17 protein-coding genes and 2 tRNA genes are annotated in these 18,570 nt (G+C 70.1%); 6 read left to right on the top strand and 13 right to left on the bottom strand.

Features of this window, described 5'->3' with window-relative positions:
* Positions 1 to 82 precede the first annotated feature (82 nt).
* From GA0070607_RS18835 to GA0070607_RS18820, 4 genes are all read right to left on the bottom strand, one after another.
* Complete coding sequence (locus tag GA0070607_RS18835) at positions 83 to 745, bottom strand: ATP-dependent Clp protease proteolytic subunit (protein ID WP_074313786.1); 663 nt, start codon at positions 743 to 745, stop codon at positions 83 to 85.
* 10 nt (positions 746 to 755) lie between these two features.
* A complete protein-coding gene (locus tag GA0070607_RS18830) occupies positions 756 to 1,397 on the bottom strand; it encodes an ATP-dependent Clp protease proteolytic subunit (RefSeq protein ID WP_074313787.1) in 642 nt (213 codons plus the stop codon).
* Positions 1,398 to 1,591: 194 nt separating this feature from the next.
* Positions 1,592 to 2,938, bottom strand: a complete 1,347-nt coding sequence (tig, locus tag GA0070607_RS18825; RefSeq protein ID WP_089019379.1) for a trigger factor — start codon at positions 2,936 to 2,938, stop codon at positions 1,592 to 1,594.
* A gap of 145 nt (positions 2,939 to 3,083) precedes the next feature.
* Positions 3,084 to 3,157: transfer RNA gene (locus GA0070607_RS18820), tRNA-Pro, on the bottom strand.
* 289 nt (positions 3,158 to 3,446) lie between these two features.
* On the opposite strand from GA0070607_RS18820, the gene GA0070607_RS18815 reads away from it, so the two are divergent.
* Positions 3,447 to 3,520: transfer RNA gene (locus GA0070607_RS18815), tRNA-Gly, on the top strand.
* Between the two features lie 91 nt (positions 3,521 to 3,611).
* On the opposite strand, the gene GA0070607_RS18810 is transcribed toward GA0070607_RS18815, so the two are convergent.
* Positions 3,612 to 4,040: a tyrosine-type recombinase/integrase gene (locus tag GA0070607_RS18810; protein WP_231929975.1), complete on the bottom strand. Its 429-nt coding sequence runs from the start codon at positions 4,038 to 4,040 to the stop codon at positions 3,612 to 3,614.
* A gap of 11 nt (positions 4,041 to 4,051) precedes the next feature.
* Here GA0070607_RS18810 and GA0070607_RS18805 point away from each other — a divergent pair, with 11 nt between their 5' ends.
* Positions 4,052 to 4,942, top strand: a complete 891-nt coding sequence (locus GA0070607_RS18805) for a DUF1963 domain-containing protein (RefSeq protein ID WP_089019377.1) — start codon at positions 4,052 to 4,054, stop codon at positions 4,940 to 4,942.
* Positions 4,943 to 5,221: 279 nt separating this feature from the next.
* On the opposite strand, the gene GA0070607_RS18800 is transcribed toward GA0070607_RS18805, so the two are convergent.
* The 3 genes from GA0070607_RS18800 to GA0070607_RS18795 all read right to left on the bottom strand — a co-directional run bounded on the left by GA0070607_RS18800 (position 5,222) and on the right by GA0070607_RS18795 (position 8,531).
* Positions 5,222 to 6,406, bottom strand: a complete 1,185-nt coding sequence (locus tag GA0070607_RS18800; RefSeq protein ID WP_197701299.1) for an epoxide hydrolase family protein — start codon at positions 6,404 to 6,406, stop codon at positions 5,222 to 5,224.
* Positions 6,407 to 6,956: 550 nt separating this feature from the next.
* Positions 6,957 to 7,676 (bottom strand): hypothetical protein, encoded by a 720-nt coding sequence (locus GA0070607_RS32410; protein WP_157743179.1) that lies wholly within the window; start codon positions 7,674 to 7,676, stop codon positions 6,957 to 6,959.
* A 444-nt stretch (positions 7,677 to 8,120) separates the two neighbouring features.
* Entirely contained in the window at positions 8,121 to 8,531 is a 411-nt protein-coding gene (locus GA0070607_RS18795) for a hypothetical protein (RefSeq protein WP_089019375.1), read from the bottom strand.
* A gap of 1,145 nt (positions 8,532 to 9,676) precedes the next feature.
* Between GA0070607_RS18795 and GA0070607_RS18790 the strand changes: the two genes are divergently transcribed.
* The 3 genes from GA0070607_RS18790 (at position 9,677) to GA0070607_RS18780 (ending at position 13,716) form a co-directional block, all read left to right on the top strand.
* Complete coding sequence (locus tag GA0070607_RS18790) at positions 9,677 to 10,624, top strand: hypothetical protein (protein ID WP_089019374.1); 948 nt, start codon at positions 9,677 to 9,679, stop codon at positions 10,622 to 10,624.
* Between the two features lie 595 nt (positions 10,625 to 11,219).
* Positions 11,220 to 13,367: a M14 family zinc carboxypeptidase gene (locus GA0070607_RS18785; protein WP_089019373.1), complete on the top strand. Its 2,148-nt coding sequence runs from the start codon at positions 11,220 to 11,222 to the stop codon at positions 13,365 to 13,367.
* Positions 13,368 to 13,377: 10 nt separating this feature from the next.
* Entirely contained in the window at positions 13,378 to 13,716 is a 339-nt protein-coding gene (locus GA0070607_RS18780) for a hypothetical protein (RefSeq protein ID WP_089019372.1), read from the top strand.
* A gap of 184 nt (positions 13,717 to 13,900) precedes the next feature.
* Here the strand turns inward: GA0070607_RS18780 and GA0070607_RS18775 are convergent, their stop codons facing one another.
* The gene (locus GA0070607_RS18775) at positions 13,901 to 14,446 is read right to left on the bottom strand and encodes a hypothetical protein (protein WP_089019371.1); all 546 of its coding nucleotides are present in this window, start codon (positions 14,444 to 14,446) and stop codon (positions 13,901 to 13,903) included.
* A 138-nt stretch (positions 14,447 to 14,584) separates the two neighbouring features.
* Between GA0070607_RS18775 and GA0070607_RS18770 the strand changes: the two genes are divergently transcribed.
* Positions 14,585 to 14,926, top strand: a complete 342-nt coding sequence (locus GA0070607_RS18770) for a hypothetical protein (RefSeq protein ID WP_089019370.1) — start codon at positions 14,585 to 14,587, stop codon at positions 14,924 to 14,926.
* Positions 14,927 to 15,124: 198 nt separating this feature from the next.
* Here the strand turns inward: GA0070607_RS18770 and GA0070607_RS18765 are convergent, their stop codons facing one another.
* From GA0070607_RS18765 to GA0070607_RS18750, 4 genes are all read right to left on the bottom strand, one after another.
* On the bottom strand, positions 15,125 to 15,592 hold the full coding sequence (locus GA0070607_RS18765; protein WP_089019369.1) for a ribose-5-phosphate isomerase: 468 nt from the start codon (positions 15,590 to 15,592) through the stop codon (positions 15,125 to 15,127).
* 88 nt (positions 15,593 to 15,680) lie between these two features.
* Positions 15,681 to 16,880 (bottom strand): DUF1015 family protein, encoded by a 1,200-nt coding sequence (locus GA0070607_RS18760; RefSeq protein ID WP_089019368.1) that lies wholly within the window; start codon positions 16,878 to 16,880, stop codon positions 15,681 to 15,683.
* 84 nt (positions 16,881 to 16,964) lie between these two features.
* Entirely contained in the window at positions 16,965 to 17,579 is a 615-nt protein-coding gene (locus tag GA0070607_RS32405; RefSeq protein WP_157743178.1) for a hypothetical protein, read from the bottom strand.
* 195 nt (positions 17,580 to 17,774) lie between these two features.
* Complete coding sequence (locus GA0070607_RS18750) at positions 17,775 to 18,401, bottom strand: mycothiol-dependent nitroreductase Rv2466c family protein (RefSeq protein ID WP_089019366.1); 627 nt, start codon at positions 18,399 to 18,401, stop codon at positions 17,775 to 17,777.
* Between the last annotated feature and the right edge of the window lie 169 nt (positions 18,402 to 18,570).

Genomic DNA, 18,570 nt, shown 5'->3' with positions numbered 1-18,570 from the left:
GGGGCATTCTCCGACCCCCAAAACGGGTGTGTCAGAGGTCGGCCGGGAACGACGCCCCGGCCAACCTCTGACCCGGTACTGCTCAGCGGGCGGCGTTGGCCGCCAGCAGACCCTTCTTGCGGCTGGTCAGGATCGTGTCGACCAGGCCGTACTCCTTGGCCTCCTCGGCCGTCATGATCTTGTCCCGGTCGATGTCCTTGCGGACCTGCTCGATCGGGCGGTTGCAGTGGCGGGAGAGCATGTCCTCCAGCTGAGTCCGCATCCGCAGGATCTCCCGGGCCTGGATCTCGATGTCCGAACCCTGCCCGTAGCCGCCCTCGGTGGCCGGCTGGTGGATGATGATCCGCGAGTTCGGAAGCGCCATCCGCTTGCCCGGAGTGCCGGCCGACAGCAGGACCGCCGCCGCGCTGGCCGCCTGCCCCAGGCAGACGGTGGAGATGTCCGGACGGACGTACTGCATGGTGTCGTAGATCGCCGTCATCGCGGTGAACGAGCCACCCGGCGAGTTGATGTACATGATGATGTCGCGGTCCGGGTCGGTGCCCTCGAGCGTCAGCAGCTGGGCCATCACGTCGTTGGCCGACGCGTCGTCCACCTGGACGCCGAGGAAGATGATCCGGTCCTCGAAGAGCTTGTTGTACGGGTTCGACTCCTTGACCCCGTACGACGTGCGCTCGACGAACGACGGAAGCACGTAACGGTTGTGCACGGCCGCGAACTGGGGCGGCAAGCTCAGATCGGTCATCGTCAGCTCCTCAGCTCAGGGTCCCGGCGCCATCCGGAACCTGAGCGGCCCCGATGATCACCTTGTCGATGAAGCCGTAGTCCATGGCCTCCTGGGCGGTGAACCAACGGTCCCGGTCCGAGTCCGCCTCAATCTGCGCCTGGCTCTGACCGGTGTGGTGTGCGACCCGCTCCTGGAACATCCGCTTCGTGTAGAGCATCTGCTCCGCCTGGATGGCGATGTCGGACGCCGTACCACCCAGACCACCGGACGGCTGGTGCATCATGATCCGGGCGTGGGGCAGGGCGTACCGCTTGCCCTTGGTGCCCGCGCAGAGCAGCAGCTGGCCCATCGAGGCAGCCATGCCCATCGCCACGGTCGACACGTCGTTGTCGATGAACTGCATGGTGTCGTAGATCGCCATGCCGGAGTAGACCGAGCCACCCGGCGAGTTGATCCACAGGTTGATGTCGCGGTCCGGGTCCTCCGCGGCGAGCAGCAGCAGCTGCGCGCAGATGCGGTTGGCGACCTGGTCGGTCACCTCACTGCCCAGGAAGATGATGCGTTCCTTGAGCAACCGGTTGTAGACCGAGTCGTCGAGGTTGCCAATGGAGTCGCCACCGCGCGCGTCAATCGCCCGGAGCGACTTCTTGGGGATGTGCATGTCGGTCATGGCAGCCCTTCGCTCTCCGTACCGTCTTTCCCGACACTAACCGCTGTACGGGGCGGCAGAGTCCCGGTCGGGGCACTGTTCGCTCTCAGCGCAGCTGCGTCGGGCGTACCCGCGGCGCGGGCTTCCGGGCGTACCCCGGAATGGACTCGGCCGCCGTCCACCGCACAGCGGCGGACGGCGGCCGCACCCGACGATCAGTGTTCGTGGTTGTGCTCCGCCTCGTTGGCGGCGCGCAGCGCGTCGAGGGTGACCTCGTTGCCGGCCGAGTCCTTGATCGTGATCCGCTCCATGACGGCCGCGAGCGCCTTGCCCCGCCGCACGTCACCGAAGACCGCGCCGGCCGCGCCGGAGCGCACCAGCTGGTCGTAGTACTGCTGCGGGGCCATCCCGGCCCGCTGGGCCCGGTGCACGATCTCGTGGCCGAACTCGTCGTCGGAGACCTGCACGTCCTCGGCGTCGGCCAGGGTGTCCAGCAGCAGCTGCACCTTGACGCCCTCGGTCGCCGCCTCGGTCAGCTCGGCGTCGATCTGCTCCTCGGTCTTCTCCTCGGCGGCGAGGTACTCCTCCATGGAGGCGCCGATCCGCTCCAGCTGGTCGACCATCGCCTGCTTGCGGCTGGCCACCTCCTCGCGGACGACACCCTCCGGCGCCGGCACCTCGGCGGCCTCGACCAGCTGCGCCAGGGCCTTGTCCCGAGCCGCGTAGATCTGCTCGACCTGCTTGCCCTGGGTGACCCGGGCGCGCAGGTCGCCGCGCAGCTCCTCGATCGTGTCGAACTCGCTCGCCATCTGGGCGAACTCGTCGTTCAGCTCGGGCAGCTCCTTCTCCTTGACCGTCCGCACGGTCACCGCCACCTCGGCGTCCCGGCCGGCGAAGTCGCCGCCGACCAGCTGGGTGGTGAAGGTGGTGCTCTCGCCGGCGGCGAGACCGACCACGGCCTCGTCGAGGCCCGGCAGAAGCTGCTTGCTGCCCACCTCGTGGGAGATGTTGCTCGCCTGGCCGCCCGGCACGTCCTCGCCGTCGACCGTCGCGTTCAGGTCGATCTGGACGTAGTCGCCCTCGGCGGCGGCCCGCTCGACGGTCTTCAGGGTGGCGAACCGCTCCCGCAGGTTCTTCACCTGCTCGTCGATCTCGCTCTCGTCGATCTGCAGCTCGTCGACGGTCACCTCGATGGTCGACGCGTCGGGCAGGGTGATCTCCGGACGGACGTCCATCTCGGCGGTGAAGTTCAGCGAGTCACCGTCGTTGAACTCGGTGATCTCGACCTCGGGACGCCCCAGCGTCTTCAGGTCGTGCTCGCGCACCGCGGTGAGGATGTTGTCCGGGATGGCGTCCTGGACCGCCTCGTTGAGGACGGTGCCCCGGCCCACCCGCTGGTCGATCACCGCGGTCGGCACCTTGCCCCGGCGGAAGCCGGGAACCTGGACCTGCGAACCGATCTCCCGGTACGCCTTCTTGAGGCTCGGCTCGAGCTCGACGAACGGCACCTCGATGGCGAGCCGCACGCGCGTCGGGCTCAGAGTCTCGACGGTGCTCTTCACAGGCGTACTCCTTGACGGATCTCAGTTGAGTCTGGGCGTGATTCAGCCCATCGAGTGTAGGTGAGCCGGCCTGACGCTCCGGCAGCGCCCGGGGACCGCGCGGAAAACTCGGCGGCACCCGGGGCGACCCGGCCGCGGACGACAGTCGGGGTGGCGGGATTTGAACCCACGGCCCCTCGCTCCCAAAGCGAGTGCGCTACCAAGCTGCGCCACACCCCGTGGCGACGTGCAGTCTATGCCGTCGGCGTGCCCCGGACGTGCCGGGGCCACCTCTCACCCGGACACATTCCCCAAAACCCCCCGTCCGCTTCCCCGCCGGTCTCCCGAGCCAAGATCCGCGCAACTTCAGGGAAAGCGTTGCCTCCCGGCGCGCTGAGGCCCCTAAATCCCTGATGTTGCGCGGATCTTGGAGCGCGGCACGCGGGGGCGGCGCGCGGCGGTGGCGGCTGCGCGGGCGGCACGGCGATTGGGTACGCTGTCGGCGCGTCCTGCTTCGGCGGGGCTGAGCGCGGGCGTAGCTCAATGGTAGAGCTTCAGTCTTCCAAACTGACGGTGCGGGTTCGATTCCCGTCGCCCGCTCCATCCACGAAGGCCCAGGTAGACCGCATGATCGCGGCACCTGGGCCGGTCGCTTCTCTCCCACTCTGGATCTTGCGTGCCATCCGCGTGCCATTCACGGCCGACGTCGACCACTTCCGGCTATGCGCCGATCCATCGCCTGGGCGATCTCGCGGTCCCGCTCGCTGGTGGCGTGTTGGTAGATCAGGGCTGCCCGCATGGTCGCGTGTCCCCGGCGGTGCATCAGCTCTCGTGTGCTGGCCCCGGAGGCGGCGGCGAGGGTGTTGCCGGTATGGCGTAGGTCGTGGAAGTGAAAGCCGGCCAGGCCCACCGAGTCGACCGTCTTGGCCCATTTGACGGCCCGCCCGAAGTTGCCGGAACGCAGCGGCGCACCCTTCGCACCAGTGAAGATCAGCGCATCGGGGCCGTCTTCGACATGGTCGGCCAGGTGCTCGCGCAGGGACTCAACCGCGGCAGCCGGCAGCGCGACAACGTCGCGTGCGGGCCGTGGGGCACCCGGTCGCCGGGCTCGCCCTCGTGGCACCATGTTGCGCTATGGATCATCAGGGGCAGCTTCGTCGTGCAGCGCTCGCGTTGGGCATCCCGGACGACGAGGTCAGCCGGTTCATCCAGCACCTCCGTTTGTCGATCCGGTTGAGCGGGGGATCCGGCGGTGTTCCGGTCGGGCAGTTCGGTGGGTTGCCCCGGCTGCCGGTGGGCATGGACTGGCCGTCCGACGGGGTCAGTCCGTTGCCGTTCATCTTCTCGGTCGACTGTGCGGCGCTGCCAAGAGTCGACGGCTTCGGCCTGCCGGCAGACGGCTCGCTGCTGTTCTTCCTGAACCACGAGCAGGCCGCTGCCACCGGGGAGCGAAGGTGCGGGCGAGTCGTGTATGTGCCGGCCGGTACCGATACCGAGGTGGCGACAGGATCCACCGACGACGCGTTCGTCGGCAAGCAGTACGACATCGTCGCCACGCTGCGCGCGGAGTTCCCCGATTGGTTCGGGGCGGACGACGAGGACGAGGAGGATGAGGACGAGGACGACCTGTCGCCCTTCCAGCAGCAGTTGGCCCGTGACCTCGAGCGTGACCTGCCGCACCTGGACGAACTCTGTGCTCTGGCCAACGATCTCTGGCCGCCTGACAACGGGTACGCCAGCGCCTATATCGGCGGGTATGCCGACGAGGAGGTAATCAAGAGTTTTGCGGAGCAGACCCTCGCGTGGCGCGAGAAGACTGGCGAGATCGTCATCCCGGTCGCGAAATGGTATTCCCATGTGGAGAAGGAAACGCACCGGCTGACGAGTGAGTGGGTGTCGCTCGCCCACTTTCCCGTAGATAACGAGCTCTATTACCGAAGTGACGGGAGTTTCGTGATCCGTCACGACGACCTGGCCGCTGGTCGACTGGACGAAGCACTTTCCGTGGCTGAGTTGATTCCATAGAACACCGGCGGCGCCGTGTACGGCCACGATCTGCGTTGCCGGCGATGCCGACGTCAATTGCTGGGCATCCGCTATTGCCGATGTGCGTGCAGCGCCGCCAGAGTCCGTTCGCCGATCCAGTTGGTAACTCAAGTGCTGATCGGGGGCTGGCAGGTACAGCCGCCGGTTGATTCGTTCCTGCGCTGCCGGCTGACGGCGGTCGGCCAGTGCCCCGCCGGCGCCTTGAGCCTCACGGAGTCAAGGGTCGAGGCCTATCGCTCGTAGTGATTTTGGGGGCCGTCAGACGGGTGCGGTCTCGGTCTCGCGAAGCGTCCGGAAGAACCGTTGTATGTCGTTGACGAGGAGTCCCGGTTGCTCCATCGCTGCGAAGTGTCCGCCGCGGTCGTGCTCCGTCCATTGCACGATGTCGTTCGTACGGTCCGCGATGTGCCGTAGTGGGATGAAGTTGTCCTGCGGGAAGACTGCCAGCGCGGTTGGTGCGGTCGACGGTTCCGGGGGGTTTCCCCAGTAGTCGGCGTGTGCCCGTTCGTAGTAGATGCGGGCGGAGGAGCCGGCTGTGCCGGTCAGCCAGTAGAGCATCACGTTGGTGAGCATCTGGTCGCGGTCGACGGCGTCCTCTGGGCGGTCCTTCGAGTCGGTCCACTCCTTGAACTTCTCGACGATCCAGGCCAGTTGGCCCACTGGCGAGTCGGTCAAGCTGTATGCCAGCGTCTGTGGGCGGGTGGACTGAAGGTCGGCATATCCCTGGCGCTCGCGGCTCCAGGCCTTTATGCGTTCCCAGGAGGCCAGCGTGCGTTCGCGCTCTTTCGGGCTCAGGGCCGCCAGCTCGTGCGGGACGGGTTCCTGAGCCTGGAACGAGTTGGGCAGCAGGTTGAGGTGCACGCCGATGACCCGGTCGGGTCGGGTGCGGCCGAGCTCTCGGGAGATGGTTGCTCCCCAGTCGCCACCCTGCACCCCGTACCGCTCGTATCCGATACGTTCCATGAGCACGGCGAACGCGGCGGCTACCCGCTTGAACTCCCAGCCTGTCTGCGTCGTCGGCCCGGACAGGCCGAAGCCCGGGATGCTCGGGAGCACGAGGTGTACGGCGTCAGCGGGATCGCCGCCGTGCGCTTGCGGGTCGGTGAGCGGGCCGATGACCTTGGCGAACTCGACGATTGAGCCGGGCCAGCCGTGCGTCATGAGCAGCGGGGTCGCGTCCGGCTCGGGTGAGCGGAGGTGAGCGAAGTGAATGGTCGCACCGTCGATGCTGGTGGTGTACTGGGGCCATTGGTTCAGTTCGGCCTCCGCAGACCGCCAGTCGTAGTCGTGCCGCCAGTAGCGCGCGAGTTCCTTGAGGTAGTCGCGCGGGACCCCGTATGCCCAGCCCACACCGGGCAGTTCGTCGGGCCAGCGGGTGCGGTCGAGGCGCTCGTGGAGATCGTCCAGATCGCGTTGTGAGATGGCGATGCGAAACGAATGGATCGCGTCGTCGGCTGCGGTGATCATATCGTGCATGGTATGTCGGACATGTCCCCGCCGGCGCAGGGCATCCTCGCCCCAGACCAACCGTCGACCGGCACTCGCGGCACGCCGGCCGTTCAACCAAGATCAGATGCACGGATCTGCCGCATTCCGCGTGCCGGCCGTGGCGGATCAGTTGGCGGACGTGTGTCGCCATCAGTCGACGGAGGACAAGGCTCGACCGCGTCGCGTTGCCGAATTAACCTCTTAAGGATCAAGGCGGCCCGCAAGCGGGCCGCGCCGGCCCGGCCCCGGCCTGCTGGCGACCTCCGGCCGGCATCGGCCGGGCCGGCCGGCCACGCTTGGGGACGACAGGACCTTGAAGACCTCGGGGCTCCGCCCCGAACCCCGACCCTCCTCAGAGATGCCGCCGCGGATCACCTCGCCGGGCACCACATGGGCTACCAGCCTCCCCGGACGGGGCCCAGGTCGTTCGTCCGGTAGGGCGCTCCACCTGGTCCCCGTCCGGGGAGGCCGGACGGTCGGAGACTGCCCGACGAGGAGATCCGCTCTAATCCTCGCTGGTGTTACTGCCAGAACCGTCATAGTCAGCTGCAGGATCTGGTGCATCGGTGCATCTGTCGACCGGGTTCACCGATGAGAGGGCCTTCGTGTCGAAGTGAACCCGCCACGTGGTCCCGTCCTTGGCAGACAGTGCAATCTCGTCGTTGTCCACGAAGCTGGCCCGGCCGAACAGCCATTCCGGTCCGGCATCAGACCTTTCCGCCATGAAGCAGGCCAGACTTTCGCTACTCTCGCGGCTGGCGATGCCCTCCCGGCTTTGCAGTCTCAGCAATACGCTTCCCGAACTGAAGAGGCCGGGCACTCGGTACGACACGAGCGTGAAGTTGGGAGAGGTTGCCACGACCGCATCCCTGGACGCTTCGAGCCGGGGACCGAGGGATTCGGGCAGACCGAGAAGCAGAGCTGCGACAGCTACGACCGCCGCGACTGTCTGTGAGGCGAGACGTGAAATGCGGTGCTTAACAGCCAGTTGAGCGGCTGCCGCAACTAGGCCGGCGGCGAGCGCGGTACCCAGAAGCGGATGGGCCAATGGCCGCAGGTAGATGTGCCCCCCTCGCTTGGGGCTCAAGCACAGCTGCCCTCCTTCGTCGCAACGCCAAGCGAACCCTCCGACCCCGTCCAGGTTCGCGATGACCGTCACAGCAACAATCACCGCGGCGGCAACCAGAAGCCCTACCGCGAGCCAACGGCGAAGGATCGGTTTCACGGCCGGCAGTATGCCAGGGGGAACTGCCCACGAGTAGTTGTCCGTAGGTTGCCGTGCCATCCACGTGCCAGTAGCCCGTACCCCCGGCGGTCATCAGCGGGCACGAACGGTCCCCACGCCCTGCGGCTGGCCTGGCCCACCAGGTCCTTGTCGGCCATGATCTTCGTCCTTCCAAACTGACGGTGCGGATTCGATTCCCGTCGCCCGCTCCAACAGCCTCCGGCCCAGGTCAGAGGCTGCGTCCCCCGATCCTGGGCCGGTCGGCCACTCCCCCCGCCCCGATCTTGCGGGCCATCCGTGGGCCATTAGCTGCTATGGCCGCCCCTTGCGCTCCACCTTGTCCCCGCCCGAGGAGGCTGGACGGTCTACGACTGCCCGACGAGGAGATCCCTTTAGGCCGCAATCACCCTGCCACCTCCCAGGGCGGTTTCCGGCCTTCGCCGGTCAGCCGGGGACATAGCCCTTTGGAGAGTGGACAAACAAGCGGAAGCCCATCGGCACCCGCTGGTGGCGAGGCAGTCCGAGCACGTCGTAGTCGACCGCGAGGTCATCGAAGAACAGCCCTCCTCCGGGAGACTGCTCTACGTCCGGGATCGTGATCGTTACGAAGACCGGCAGTTCCATGCCCGCTCCCACCCTGATCGACCGGAACGGTGCCGCCGTAGCCGGGTAGAACGCGACGGCAGTGGAGTCGTCGACGGCATGGTTTGCCGCCAAGCGCGCGACCTTGAACACATGCTGATCGGCAGGACCGTCATCGACCGCGATGCCGGTGATCGTGACCGGCGACGGACCGGGATTGCGGATGGACGCGCCGAACGTGATCTGCCCTCCCGGATTGAACGAGAACCGCACCTCCGTCCTCGGCCCTTCCGTGCGGGACTCCGCGTCAGCCCCGTGCCACCACGAGCTGCCGTGATCGAGGCGATGGCCGAGGGTGGCCGACAGATACCCAGCGCACAGTGCGACAGCTAGCGTCCCGGCGACCAGGAGCCGCCAACGGCCCCTCGAAGGGGGCGTCCGCGGGGGACGAGCATCGGGCATGGCAAGTCGGCGGCCGCCTCCCCTTCTGGTAGCACCCGCACTGGCGACTGGAGGATCGGCGACGGCCGGCACGGCGGGCCGGAACGGCAACGTCATGACGCGCACGTTACAGCGCACATTCGCCCGGTACTCCGCCCCAACCCGGTACTGCTGGCGCTTTGATCGTCGTGCCCGTGCGTGCGTGCCCGTAGGCACGGGACCCGAGGGGTAACTCCGGTCAGCTCCTGGACGTGACTGCCGGAATGGCGATGCAGGTCAATCCGGGTCGCTGCCGAATGACTTCCATCCGTGTCCACACTTCCTAAACCGTGTGGCCGTACAGCCTTCGGTACAGCCAAGACCGCCGCCAACCGCCGACACCAACGGACGACGACGGACTGCCTGGCCAGGGAGGTCCCCACCCGACCAGCCATCCGCGATCTTCTTCTAATCCCAAGGCCATCACGGGCCATCCATGGGCCAGTAACCGTGGCGCCCAGCGGTCATGAGCGGGCACGAGGGGCAACCAGCTCCGCCGCCGGCCGCAGGCGTTTCGGGCATCACGACCGGTTGAGCACGCTCTTCCAAACCGACGGTGCGGGTTCGATTCTCGTCGCCCACTGACACACGAAGGCCCAGGTCAGATGAGCGCCCGACCTGAGAGATGCCGGAAGGCAAATCGCAGCTCAACCAACGGTTGGCCAGGTAGGCGAGTCGGAAACTTGATCTCGTAATGCCTAGGTCTATGCGATCGTCCGGCGAGCTGGGAAAGGAACGCCAGTCACTGTTGCAGATCGTCTGCTGCCTACCCGATGCTGTTGGACGTGACCACGGCAAGGAGGAAGCGGCCAGGGTTGCGCGACCCGCGTGGCGTACGCCTGTTTGCTCCCCGGCCATTGCCGCCGGAGGCATCGGGTGGGAGGTTGGAACGGATGCGTGCCGGGTCGCGTCTTAGCGGTGTGCTGAGATGTGCCCCTGTGCTCGTGCTCGCCGTGGCCATCCTCGCCGGCTGCGGCAACCTTCCGGCCAGTACCGGCTACTCTCCGCCTCGGGATCGCGAGCCGGTGATCCATGCTGCCTGGACGTCGTGTGCGGAGGAGTTCGAGCCGAACGCCGACGACTGGGGTCGGTATCCGGCGCTGCTCGGCGACGGGTTCCACCCGGTGTCCGCGGTGGTCTGCGCGCGAGAGGAGCGAGACCAGCCAGATGGCGGCCGTGACCGCGTCGAGGTTGAGAGCCGCGTCGACGATATCGGTGCGATCGTTGGGGCGCTGCGTCTGCCGGACGAGCCGCGATCGGGCGAAGGTTGTGGGGACGGCAGCCGAAACCCGCCGTGGTTGGTTCTGCTCGATCGGGACGGGCGTTGGCTGCGGCCTGGTGTCCCGGTCAACGACTGCGGCCTGCCCAGGGTCGAGGTGCTCGACGCCGGCGAGGCGCTGCGGTTGACGGTGGTTCGCACCAGGGTCGTCGAACAGATCATCTCTGGGGCGGCGGCGAAGGCCGGCTGCCAGCAGCGTTGGCGTGACGAGTTCCGGCCGTCCCCGCAGGAGCGTGAGGACGGCCAGTATCTGCCGTCTCCGCCGGTGGGCCTGCCCGCCCCCGAACTCGCAACGTTGACCGTGGTCTGCCGTTATCGGATGTCGGACACGCGGCAGGGCGACCCCACGATCGCCGAGTTCGAGCGTGGCAGCAAGGTGCCGTCCGATCGTGTGGCCGAACTCAACGGAAGGTTGGTGTGGTCGACACCCGCCAAACCCTGCACGGCCCATGCAACGAGATTCGTGTCGCTATCCGCGGTGGTCAACCGAGGCGACTACGTCTACATCGAGGTCGACGGCTGCATGCGCATGCTCACCGTCGTCGGCGGTATACACGTACTGACCCAGGCCGATTCCGACCTGCCGGCGCTGCTCGCCGCGTTCTAAGCACGCTGCGCTCAACCCACCGCCCGCCACCGCCGCGGATGACCTCCAGGACTAGACAGTCCGGTATGGCATTCATCAGCGTCACCTTATGCTGAGTCAAGCCTGCCCCCGACGCAAGCCTTGATGACCTGCGCCGCGGGCACCGGCCTGTCGGAGGCCGCTTGCGCGGTCGGCCCTGATTGGGGCGCAGCTGAAGAGGATGACTGCGGGGAGTTGAGGACACCCCAGCCGCCACCGGTCACGCTGGGGATTCCCACCAGGAGGGCGATGATCGCGGCGAGGCCTCCGCACAGCGCGACGGCGATCGCCGGCCGACGACGACCAGCCCGGTTCGTGAGTGTCCTCTGAGATGCCACGTCGCGTCACTCCATCAGGTGCTCGCCCTGGGGAACGGGCAGAGGCTTTGAACGTCTCATGCTCTGCCCGACCGCCGGCCGCACAGCCTACGACGCTTCCCGCCGCGACGCTGTCCCTGGATTTCGGCGGCGGTCCGGAGCGACGCCCGTACGTGGTACTTACCGATCATTCCCTTGACAGCTGTCGATCTATGGACTGGTGTAAGGACCAGACCCATTGACGTCCGTCAGGAGGGCACATGATCGTCCGACGACGGTGGACAGCTGCCGCGACCACAGCGATCCTGGTCAGCGCGGTACTGTCCCATCCCGGCCAGGGCACCGCGGCACCCGCCGCCCCGGCCACACCGATCACCCTGACCGCCACCGAGACCGCCCTGGTCCGGGTGCAGCTCCGCGATCAGGCTCAGCTCGACCGCCTGGTCGCCACCGGAGCCGACCTGGCCAACCGACCCCGGGCCCGGGACGGACGGATCCTCGCCGACCTGGTGCTGACCGGCGCCCAGCTCGCCGACCTGACCGCGCAGGGCGCGACCGCCGTGCAGATCGTGCAGCGCGCCGGGGACGGCAGCCGGCACCACGCCGAGAGCGTCCGCGCGGCTCAGGCCCGCACCGCCGCCGGGCTGCGCGCTTCCGCCTCCGGCCAGCGGACCACGGCCGCCGCCGCGGTGGACACCCTCCAGGTGCAGCAGGCGTACTGGTGGACCACGAGCGGGCAGACGTTCCTGCAGGCGCAGGTGGCCACCACCGCCACCGACGACCCGGACGTGGAGATCACCGTCAGCTGGCGTACGGCGGACGGCACCACCGGGTCGTTCCCGCTGTCCCGGTTCGAGGACTCCGGCGAGTACCAGTACCACTACGCGCTCCCCCAGCCGGTGCCGAACCGGCCGGTCCAGCTGACCGCCACCTCCAGCCTCGGCGGGGTCAGCCGCGCGGTCACACCGGCCCTCTGGCCGAACGCGACCCCGCCGCCGCTGCCAGCCGGCTACCAGAAGGACTTCATCGACGCGTACCTGACGCCGGTGGACATCCAGGCGCGGATCAAGCGGCTGGCTCGCCAGTACCGGGGCCTGGTGGACGTGATCAACCTGCCGAACCGGACCCAGGGGTACCGGCGCAACGCCGTCGCGTACCTGGGCGACCCGGCGGTGTCCGCCGTGGTGGTCGAGTCGGTCCGCTTCGGCGATCAGGGCATGAACGGCGTGCAGGTACGGACGGTCGACCCGGGCCGGCGGAACCGGCCGCTGACCGTCAGCTACCGCGACCGCGTCCTCACGGTCACGCTCGCCACCGACACCGCCGGCAAGACGGTGAGCACCACCGACGAGGTCGCGGCGGCGATCAACGCCCGCCAGCCGAACCGGTTCCGGGCCACCGTCGAGGACGGCTCTGCCGGGCTGCCGATGCCGGTCGCCGGTCCGGCCCGGCTCGACGACGGGCTCCAGGGCACCGAGGTGCCGGCGAAGCCGTGGACGGTCCAGGCGCTGCGCCTCGGCGTACACCGGGACGGCTCCCGGGTCGGGGTGCTGGCGTACTCCCAGGAACACGCCCGGGAGTGGGCCACGCCGCTGGTGACGCTGGAGTTCGCCGAGCGGATGCTGGCCAACGCCCGCACCGATCCGGCCACCCGCGAACTGCTGGAGCAGGTCGACGTGTTCGTCATCCCGACGGTCAACCCGGACGGCGCGAACTACTCGTTCAACGACTACAACTTCCAGCGCAAGAACCTGGTCAACCACTGCACCGGGCCCACCCGGGACCCGCGGTACCGCACCTCGTGGGGCGTCGACGTCAACCGCAACTACACCGTCGGGTCCTACTTCGACGGCTATGTGGGCGCCAGCGCCAACTGCCTCTCGGGCAACTACGCGGGCAGCGCGGAGCTGTCCGAGGCGGAGAGCCGCAACGTGGTCGCGCTCGCCCAGGCCCACCCGAACATCAAGTTCGCGATGAACGTGCACTCCTACGGCGGGTACTTCATGTGGCCGCCGGGGGCGTACCGGGCCGACGGGCGGGTCACCCTCCCGCGGCCGTCGATCGACGAGTCGAAGATGTTCCTGGACAGCGCGCGACGGATCGTCGGCGCCATCGCGCAGGAGCGCGGGACGGTCACCTGGCCGTCGCAGACCGGCCCGGTCGCCGACGTGCTCTACTCGGCCGCCGGTAACTCGGCCGACCAGCTCTACTACGAGCTGGGCATCTTCGCCTGGGACTTCGAGGTCGGCAACGACCGGTGGAACCCGACCACCGGCCAGTGGGAGGGCGTCGGCTTCCAGCCGCCGTTCGACGAGGCACACGGCGAGTCGCAGGAGTACGCCGGTGGCCTGGTCGAGCTGGTCCGGGTGGCCCGCGACTACGCGGCCGCCCAACCCGCCGCCCGTTGACCTTCCGCCGGTGCCGCGCCCGGGTGTCCTCGGGCGCGGCACCGCCGGCCGTTTCCGGTCCGTGACCGCCGGGTACGGCCTCTTCATGGACACGAACAACACGGCACACCTGGTTGGCGGGCCCCGCGACGGCAGCACCCACGACACCGGCGGCGACGCCCTCGTCGAGCTGGAGATCGACGGCATGATGCACCGCTACATCAAGACCACCAAGCACGAGGACGGCCGACCGCTCTACAACTACGACGGGATGGTCGCCCCGGACGGCGGCGAGCCCGGCGTCGAGGACCCTGCCGCTCGGGTCGCCTCGCCGCGTGCCGACGCCCAGGGGCACGGCGGCACCCACTGACCGCCGCACCGCCGGACCGAGCAGGTCCCTCCGTCGCGTCAGTCGGACCGGCCGGCCACGGATGAACCGTGGCCGGCCGGGTAAGCAGCGGCCCAGCCTGGTGGGGAGACGACCGGTGTCGCGGCGTGCCGCGAACGGACGCGCGGGCGGGCGGCGCTGGCCGACCCGCCCGGGCGTACCCGAATCAGTTCGAGGAGATCCAGTTCCAGACCGAGACGACCCACTCCGTCTGCTGGAGCCAGGCCACCCCGAGGCCGGCGAGGAAGACCGCGGTGGCCAGATGCGCGCCCCGCGCGCTGCGCCGGACCCGCCCGAGCTGCCGCTCCAGCACCACCCTGCCGACCAGCCGGGCCAGCGCGAACAGACCGACCGCCACCAGCAGGCTCAGCACCAGCACCAGCAGCGGGCCGGTCAGGTCGCCCTGGCCGGAGAGCGCCCAGATCCCCCAGCACACGAACGCGAAGAGCCCGGCCGCCGCGCTCCACTCGCCGCCGCGGCGCAGCTGCGCGAGACGCCAGCTCAGCGGCCGGCGCGGCTCCGGGCCGTCCGCCCAGCCGGTGCCGGTCGGGGTCTGCTCGACGGTCGGGAACGGCTCGGTGCGCGGGTCGCGCGGCTGACCCACCGGAGCGACGCCCCGGCGGAACCCGTCCCGCTGCGGCGGCACCCCGACGCCGGCCTGCGGTGGCACCTCCACGGTCCGCTCCGCCCACGGCTGCGTCTGGTCTGCCATCTCGTCCTCCCCCTGGCCGGCGACACCACCGGCGCCTGGATCCGAGGGTAGCCAGCCGGCAAATCGGTCGCCGAGCCCGTCTGACGCGGGCCGGCACGACGGTGCCGAATCCCACACCCGACGAGGTACGGTCGGCTGATGGGCGACCCGGACCGACGACGACGGCGGCTGCGCCACCACCCCGGCTCCGAGCCGGCCGGGCAGGGTGCCGACGGCCCGACGGCCAGCACCGCCGCGGTGCACGACGGCGCTGATCCACCGCCCCGCCGTCGGGGCCCGGCCAACGACGAGCGCGACGGTGAGCGGGGTCTGCGCGGGCTGGTCGGCTCCGGCTCGTCGCAGGTCGGGCTGAGCGCCGCGCTGCGCGCCCGGGACGGGGCCCGCCCCACCGACGACGACCTGGCTGAGGCCGAGGCCCGGGTGGTGGTCGTCCGGCGCAACTGGGTGCCCCGCGAAGACCTCCCCCGCTCGCCACGCTGACGCGTGCCCCACCCCCACCCGCCACCCGCCGCACGCCGCCCGCCGCGCCGCCCGCCGCGCGCCCACCGCACGCCGATCTAGGGGGAATCGTCACTAGTGGATCTCCATCCACAGCGATTGGCCCTAGATCGACGCGCAAGGGAGCGTGGGCAGCGCCGCGGGGCGCGGGCGGGGGCGCGGGGGCGGGAGGGGCGGTGGTTAGGGCAGGTCGGGTAGCTGGCGGGTCTGCTCGTACGCGGCCACCTGGGCGATCCGGCGGGCGTGCCGCTCGTTGCCGGAGAACGGGGTGTTCAGGAACGCCTCGACGATGGCGGTGGCCTCGTCCAGGGTGTGTTGGCGGGCGCCCACCGCGACCACGTTCGCGTCGTTGTGCTGGCGGGCCAGCTGAGCGGTCTCGACGTTCCAGGCCAGCGCGGCCCGGACCCCGGCGACCTTGTTCGCGGCGATCTGCTCACCGTTGCCGGAACCGCCGATGACCACACCGAGGCCGGTCTCGTCGGCCACCACCCGGTCGCCCGTGTGCAGGCAGAACGTCGGGTAGTCGTCGTCCGGGTCGTAATTGTGCGGGCCGACGTCGACCACGTCGTACCCCTGCTTGGCCAGGTGGTTGGCCAGGTGCACCTTCAACTCGAAACCGGCGTGGTCGGATCCCAGGTAGACGCGCATACCGGGAAGTCTGTCAGGCCGTGGGCGGGGACGCCGCAGGGGCGGCGTCCCCGAGCCGGGTTCGTCACACGGCCGTGCGGCCGGTCGCTCAGCGGGGCAGTTCGGCGACCACCAGGCCGCCGCGCGCCTTCGGGGTGAACCAGGTGCTCTTGCGCGGCATCTTCTCCCGGGCCAGGTTCACCGCGACGAAGTCCGCGACGGTCACCGGCGCGATCAGGATCGCCAGCTCGGCCCGCCCGGCGTCGACCTCCCCGGTGAGCCAGCTCGCCGGGTAGTCGCCACCGACGTAGGTGATCCGCTTGTCGCCCGGGTCCAGGCCCAGCGCGTCGCGCAGCAGCAGCCGCTCGACCAGGGCGTGGTCCAGGTTCTCCAGGCGGTCGCCGGCGGTGCCGGGCAGGCGCACCGCGTACCCCTGGCCGGGCAGCCGGAGGTGGACGGTGCCGCCGGCCGCCGGGACCTCGACCGGGCCGTCGATCGGCTCGATCTCGGCGCCCGCCGCGCGCAGCCGGTCCAGCAGCTCGTCCGGCGTGGTGGTCAGCTCGCTGACCAGCCGGTTGTACGGCTGGATGGCGACCGAGGCGGGCGTTGTCACCACGGCCAGGAAGCGCGGCAGCCCGCCGGTCTGGGCGGCCAGGCTGCGGTGGTTGCCGTCGGCGACGACCAGGTCCCCGCCGCCGGCGAGGCCGGTCAGCTCGTCCTGCTCCGGGCCGGGGCCGAGCAGCCAGATGGCGTGGGTGCGCCCGGCCTGGTCGGTGTCCGTGGCGGCGGGCGCGCCGGCCGCCTCGGTCGCGGCCGCGAGCGCGGCGTGCAGTTCGTCGCCGCGCCCCGTCTGGAGCAGGAGTACGGGTGAGAGCAGGTGGCCGAGCGACTCGGCCAGCGCCACCCGCTCACGCACCTTGGCGATGAAGACGTCCTCGTTGCGGATGACCAGGCCGGGCTCGTCGGCCCGGGTGGAGATCTGGTCGGTGTCCACCATCGCGAACAGCCCGTACGCCGGGTCGTCGTCCGGCGCGCTGATCCGGTAGAGCACCACCACCTGCTCGGCGGGGGTGTAACTGCCGTCGGCCTTCGCCTCGGCGAGTCGGGCCACCGCGTCCGGCAGCGCGTCGAGGAAGGACTTCCCCTGGCTCTCCGGCGCTCGGTGCGGCATCTCGATGCCGAGGGCACTGTGCGGGTTCGCCTCGATGATCGCGGTGATCTCCGCGTCGTCGGCGAACTCGTCGTAGTTCTGCGCGCCGGTGCCGCCGGTGGTGATCCAGGCCCGGGCGATCGGATGTACGACCGTCATGTCCGCTGACGCTACCGGCGACGGTGTCGCCGGTAGCGGGGACCCGCGCGGCGTCCACCAGATGAAAGCGCCGGGCCGCAGCGGTCAGCCGGCGCGGCCGGATGCGCCCCGACGGTGCCGGCCGGCGACGGCGGACCCGCCGTTGCCCCGCCGGCCGGACGCGGCGGGCCCGGTGGTCGCGTTGCGGCGCGGCGCGGCGGGCGGCCCCGGCACGGGGCGCGGCTCGTGCGGCGGCGCGGGGACGGGTCGCGGGTTCGGCGGCGGCGTCGGTACCGGACGCGGGGCGGCGGGTGCCGGCGGAGGCGGCGCGGGTTCGGCCGGCGCGGCCGCCGACGGCAGGGACGGCGCGGGCGACGACGGCAGGGCCGGCGGGGGCGACGACGGTACGGCCGGCGACGGTACGGCCGGCGCGGCCGACGACGGCGCGGGAGTGACCTGGACGTCCAGCACGGGCACCGCGAGCGGCGCCGGACCATCCGCCGGCGTGCTGTCGGCGGGCGGGGTCAGGCGGGAGGTGACCGGGACCCGGGCCACGCCGACCACGATGGGCGGGGCGAGCAGGTCCACCAGGTGGGCGGGAAGGTCGGGACGGACCACCCGCCAGCGGGAGTCGTCGACCGACCAGTAGGCCGCGCCGGGAGTCTCGATCACCCCCTGCCGGGTCAGTTGATCGTCACCGGACGCACGGTGCTTGGCCATCGGGATTGCCTCCACGAGCTGCGGGGTGCGGCCCTGCGGGTCGCTGCGGCGGACACCGAGGGAAACGAGGCCGCCCGCCCACCGGTGACGCCGTGACCGTTCCCGGCCCCCGGCGGCGCACCCCGCGTCCGACGCGACGCGCCCCCGCCCGGGCAGCCGACGGTGTCCGGAACGGGGGCGCGTGGTGGTCGTGGATCAGTCGAAGATCGGGCCCTGCTCGCGGGTGCGCTTGAGCTCGTAGAAGCCCGGCGTGCCGGCGACCAGCAGTACGCCGTCCCAGAGGCGGCCGGCGGCCTCCCCCTTCGGGGCGGGCGTGATCACCGGGCCGAAGAACGCGACCTGCCCGCCGTCCGGGCCGGGTGCGTGGATCACCGGGGTGCCCACGTCCTGCCCGACCGGCCGCATACCGGCCTCGTGGCTGGCCCGCAGCGCCTCGTCGTACTCGGTGCTGTCGGCGGCCTCGACCAGCGCCGGGTCCAGGTCGGCGTCGGCCAGCGCGGCGACGTAGAGCTCCCGACCCCGCTCCTCCTTGTCGAGGTGGATCCGGGTGCCGAGCGCGGTGTAGAGCTTGCGGAGGACATCCCCGCCGTACCGCTGCTCGGCGGCGATGCAGAGCCGCACCGGTCCCCAGGCGGTCTTCAGGAACTCCTTGTACTCCTCGGGCAACTCGTCCCGGCCCTCGTTGAGCACGGCCAGGCTCATCACGTGGAAGCGGATGTCCACGTCACGGACCTTCTCGACCTCGAGCAGCCAGCGCGAGGTGATCCACGCCCACGGGCAGGCCGGGTCGAACCACATGTCCACGGCGACACGTTCGGTCACGGTGAGGTCCCTTCGCGACAGGTGGCGCCGGCGATCCGGCGTCTCCACGAATCTTCACCCCGGCCCGCTCCGGCTGGCACCCGAATCAGAGCGTGACCTCGGCCACCGCCGGCTGCCGGTACGTGGAAGACTCGGATCCGGACCGGCCGCCACGAGCGGTCGGCAAACG

The organism is Micromonospora coriariae (assembly GCF_900091455.1).
Taxonomy (GTDB): domain Bacteria; phylum Actinomycetota; class Actinomycetes; order Mycobacteriales; family Micromonosporaceae; genus Micromonospora; species Micromonospora coriariae.
The sequence above is the reverse complement of the archived record's forward strand: the minus strand, read 5'-3'. Positions and strand labels throughout refer to the sequence as shown.

Excerpts from the sequence above, each read along its gene's own strand:
- GA0070607_RS18805 (WP_089019377.1), top strand. The coding sequence starts at position 4,052 with ATGGATCATCAGGGGCAGCTTCGTCGTGCAGCGCTCGCGTTGGGCATC.
- GA0070607_RS18785 (WP_089019373.1), top strand. The coding sequence starts at position 11,220 with ATGATCGTCCGACGACGGTGGACAGCTGCCGCGACCACAGCGATCCTG.
- GA0070607_RS18775 (WP_089019371.1), bottom strand. The coding sequence starts at position 14,446 with ATGGCAGACCAGACGCAGCCGTGGGCGGAGCGGACCGTGGAGGTGCCA.
- GA0070607_RS32405 (WP_157743178.1), bottom strand. The coding sequence starts at position 17,579 with ATGGCCAAGCACCGTGCGTCCGGTGACGATCAACTGACCCGGCAGGGG.
- GA0070607_RS18765 (WP_089019369.1), bottom strand. The coding sequence starts at position 15,592 with ATGCGCGTCTACCTGGGATCCGACCACGCCGGTTTCGAGTTGAAGGTG.
- GA0070607_RS18830 (WP_074313787.1), bottom strand. The coding sequence starts at position 1,397 with ATGACCGACATGCACATCCCCAAGAAGTCGCTCCGGGCGATTGACGCG.
- GA0070607_RS18760 (WP_089019368.1), bottom strand. The coding sequence starts at position 16,880 with ATGACGGTCGTACATCCGATCGCCCGGGCCTGGATCACCACCGGCGGC.
- GA0070607_RS18770 (WP_089019370.1), top strand. The coding sequence starts at position 14,585 with ATGGGCGACCCGGACCGACGACGACGGCGGCTGCGCCACCACCCCGGC.
- GA0070607_RS18835 (WP_074313786.1), bottom strand. The coding sequence starts at position 745 with ATGACCGATCTGAGCTTGCCGCCCCAGTTCGCGGCCGTGCACAACCGT.